This is a genomic window from Flavobacterium sp. (assembly GCF_035292545.1).
Lineage (GTDB): Bacteria > Bacteroidota > Bacteroidia > Flavobacteriales > Flavobacteriaceae > Flavobacterium.
Genome location: NZ_DATDPV010000041.1, coordinates 1 through 4,370, shown reverse-complemented (window position 1 = coordinate 4,370; position 4,370 = coordinate 1). Strand labels below are relative to the sequence as shown.

Genomic DNA, 4,370 nt, shown 5'->3' with positions numbered 1-4,370 from the left:
CCCTTTACTTGTAGTTTTTACTTTAGTAGTTTTAATTTCTTTTCCCTCTTTAAAACCTTTTGCAACCAAAGTTCCCGGCTCATATTTTATATTCCATTCGGCGTATTCGTTCAAAGCTATACTTTTTCTGCCGAAACTTTTATCATTAAGTAGCAACTCAACCTCATCACAATTGCTAAACACTTTCACACTCATTTCTTTACCTTCATTTCCAACCCAGTTCCAATGCGGCAGGATGTGAAGTACCGGATCTTTTCCCCACCAGGATTTAAGATAATAGAAAATATCTTTTGGGTATCCGCACAAGTCTATCATTCCTGATTGATTGATAATCGCAGGCCATACATAAGGATTCGATTCGCCTCGGTAATCAAAACCTGTCCAGTAAAATATTCCGGCAAGAAAAGGACGTTCTGCAAAAAATTTCCAGCCTCGCTCTGTAATTATTTTCCCATCTATAAAATAAGTCGGCTGCATGTGAGCTTTTTCTTCAATTGTTTCATAAATGCCTCTTGACTGCTTGATATTACTTTCTTCAGTTCCTACAGCAGGCTGCCAGGGAAATTTGGAATGATGTTCATCAATATCGCCTTGTGATAAATAGTTAAAGCCCATAACTTCAGCAACAGTTCCGATACCGGTGTCCCATCCTCCGCTGCATGCCGTTGTAAAAGCACGCGAAGAATCGAGCCTTTGAGCGAATGTTTGCATTGTTGAAGTAATCCTTGCACCAGTTATTGTACCTTCAATTTCCCATTCTTCGTTACCAAGAGACCATAAAATAACAGATGGATGATTACGATCGCGTTTTATTAATCTTTCAAGACAGCTAAAATGTTCTTCATTAGTTCCCATTAAACGGTTCTCATCTAATACCAGCATACCAAGTCTGTTGCAAATGTCCAATAACTCAGGCGACGGTGGATTATGTGAAGTTCGGATTGCATTGCTCCCCATCTCCAGTAATTTTTTAATTCTGAATTCGTACAAAGCATCCGGGATCGCAGTTCCAACTCCGGCGTGATCCTGATGAATGTTTGTTCCCAACAATTTTATATTCTTTTCATTCAGGAAAAATCCTTTATCTGGGTCAAACCTTACCGTTCTGATTCCAAATGTAGTTTCATAAGTATCGATCACTTTTTCTTCCGATCGAATTACAGTTTTTAATTTATGCAGATAAGGATTTTCAATTGACCAGAGTTTAGGATTTTTAACATCGAAAAAACTAAAAAATTCCTTTTCTTCACCTGGATTCAAAATCAATTTTTTATTCGAGCCTGAAGCAACTATTTTTCTCTCAGCATCAATTATTGTTTCTTCAATATCAAAAACCGATTTTTCTTTTGATTCATTTATAACTGTTGTTCTTGAAGTGACAAGTGCAGCTTCGTCTTTTAAATCTGTTGTAATGAAAGTTCCATACCTGGTAACATGCAGCGGAGACGTTTTTGTAAGCCAGGTATGACGGTAAATTCCTGCGCCTTCATAATACCAGCCTTCTTCCATCGTGGCATCGACACGAACGGCAACAACGTTATCGCTGCCGTAGTTTAAATAATCCGTAATGTCATAACTGAAACTTGTATAGCCGCTATGTTCTGTTCCCAGGTAAAACCCGTTTATCCAAACAATAGAATTACGGTGAACGCCATCAAATTCAATCGAGATGCGTCTACCAAGATCTGATTCAGGAATAAAAAAATTTTTACGATACCATCCGACGCTGTTTTCAGGAAAATTTCTTCCAATTGCTTTGTAGCCATGGCTGTGTCCGCCAAGAGAATCGAATGGAAGTTCTACACACCAATCGTGCGGCAAATCTAAAGTCCGCCAGGCACGGTCATCAAAATCTTTATCTGCGGCACCATCACCATAACCGGCTTTAGCAAAATAAGAAAAGTAACCGCTTCCGTTATCAAAATCCTGTTCCGTATTATAAGAATGTCCTAAAGCAAAGCGCCAGCCGAAATCCATTAGCAGCTGTTCGCGTGGTGAAACCCCTTCTGTTGTCTTGTTTTCTGCTATACTTTTATTAAAGTCAATATTTGTGATAAGACAAATAAAGATGAAAAACGGGATAAAATTTTTGAATATCATGACTTTTTAGTGTTTGGTTTTATGATTAGGGAAATGACGATTTGTTCATCTTACAAACGAAACAGAGAAAATGATAGTTTATTACTTATGAATCTTACGAATTTCTAAAGTAATTTTCATACCAAATACGGTATTTTAAGCTTGACATTCCTTAACTTTAGCTCTAAATTTGTGCGGGATAATAAATGGAAAATAAACATTACGAATTTCTTACCGACGAAAAAATGACCTTAATTATGAAAATGAAACATCGAAATTGGGAAAGCTTGGGAACTAATTAAGTGAATTTATGGTAAAATCTAATGATTAAGATACATGATAAATGGTATATGAGTTGATTATATAATTTTATAATTTTAAATAAATAGTGCCCTTGGCGACACACTTCTAATTGGTAATTGGGTTACAAAAATGTAACTCAAAAAATCAAAATTTAATCAATAGCAGAAGTGTCAACCCAAGGGCAATTTTTTTATGAAACACTTATCTACTCCCTTCAATTCAATTTCAACCGCAATTTTGGTAGATGGAGGATTCTTTATTAATCGGTATAGAAAAGTCTTCCGAAATGGGAACTATCATAATCCAAAGACAATCATAGAAAATCTATATAGAATGATTATGAGGCATTTAGACAATGATTATCTATATAGAATTTTATATTATGATTGTAATCCAATTCTTAAGAAAGCACACAATCCTATTAGTAATAAAGCTATTGATTTTTCAAAAACCAAACAGGCTACATTTAGAGTAGAGCTTTTAAATGAATTAAAGAAAAGAAGAAAAGTAGCCATTAGGCTTGGGGATTTAAAAGAATCAGGAGCTTGGTTAATTAAACCAGAGCAAACTAAAATGTTATTAAATAAAACTTTAAAAATTGAGGAGTTAAAAGAGTATCATGTTTTTTATGAACTTCGCCAAAAAGGAGTTGATATTAAAATTGGATTAGATATAGCTTCGATGGCTTATAAAAAATCCGTTAATCGCATCATATTAATTTCTGGAGATGGAGATTTTGTTCCTGCCGCTAAACTTGCAAGGAGAGAGGGTATAGATTTTATTTTAGATCCAATGTGGAATGCAATTAATCCTTCATTACACGAACATATTGATGGTTTAAAATCAACTTGTGAAAATCCTAAAGTGCAATATGAGAAATATCCTTACCTCATCAATAATCCTTAATTAAATTGAAACTGAGACATACCAAATAAGCTTATTCAAAAATATTTATTATGAATTTAATATGTTTGTGAAGGTTGATTAAAGTGAATTAATGTTAACAGATTTTCCCTTCCAAAATTTTCCGATGAGGCAAAGATGAAAACCAGAATTATAATTTTATTTGCATTTTTCTTTTTTATACCGGCTGTTGCCCAGGACATTGTTAAAGAGACGAAAGAAGAACGTGATAAAAGAATGGAGTGGTGGCGTGATGCACGTTTTGGTTTATTTATACACTGGGGATTGTATGCGATACCTGCCGGTGAATGGAATGGTAAAACAAATTATGCCGAATGGATTCGCAACCAGGCGGAAATCCCGATTGATGAGTATGATAAATTTGTTGGGCAATTCAACCCCGTAAAATTTGATGCCGACAAATGGGTTAGCACTGCAAAAAATGCCGGGATGAAATACATCGTTATAACATCGAAACATCACGATGGCTTTTGCTTGTTCGATTCTAAGTTTACCGATTATGATGTTATGTCTACCCCTTTCAAAAGGGATATTCTCAAAGATCTTTCCGAAGCATGTAGAAATGAGGGAATAAAATTATGCTTCTACTATTCAATAATGGATTGGCATCATCCCGACTATTTGCCGGGGAGAGATTGGGAAAACAGATCTTCTGAAGGAGCTGACTTTGATGGTTATATTCAGCATATGAAAAATCAATTGAAAGAATTAGTGATAAACTATGGAGATATTGGTATTCTCTGGTTTGATGGTGAATGGGAAAATACCTGGAATGAAGAACGTGGTATCGATCTGTATAATTATGTTCGCAGTTTACAACCAGATATTATAGTTAACAATCGTGTCGATCCAAACAGGGGAGGATTGGAAGGATTTGCACCTGAAGGCGTGACGATGGGTGATTTCGGAACACCGGAACAGCAAATTCCATCTACAGGTTTACCCGGTATTGACTGGGAATCCTGTATGACAATGAATGACCATTGGGGATACAATAAGAACGATAAGAATTTTAAATCCACAAAGGATATTTTGCAAATGCTTGCAGATATTGCATCAAAAGG

The 4,370-nt window shown here is 35.5% G+C and carries 3 protein-coding genes; 2 read left to right on the top strand and 1 reads right to left on the bottom strand.

What is annotated here, in order from left to right; genetic code table 11:
• Nucleotides 1-2,100: beta-galactosidase GalA (galA, locus tag VI621_RS07440; protein ID WP_324217751.1), on the bottom strand; the 2,100-nt coding region annotated here is incomplete at its 3' end.
• Nucleotides 2,101-2,721: 621 nt separating this feature from the next.
• On the opposite strand from galA, the gene VI621_RS07435 reads away from it, so the two are divergent.
• Nucleotides 2,722-3,288, top strand: a complete 567-nt coding sequence (locus tag VI621_RS07435; protein WP_324217750.1) for an NYN domain-containing protein — start codon at nt 2,722-2,724, stop codon at nt 3,286-3,288.
• 135 nt (nt 3,289-3,423) lie between these two features.
• On the top strand, nt 3,424-4,370 hold a 947-nt coding region (locus VI621_RS07430), incomplete at its 3' end, for an alpha-L-fucosidase (protein ID WP_324217749.1).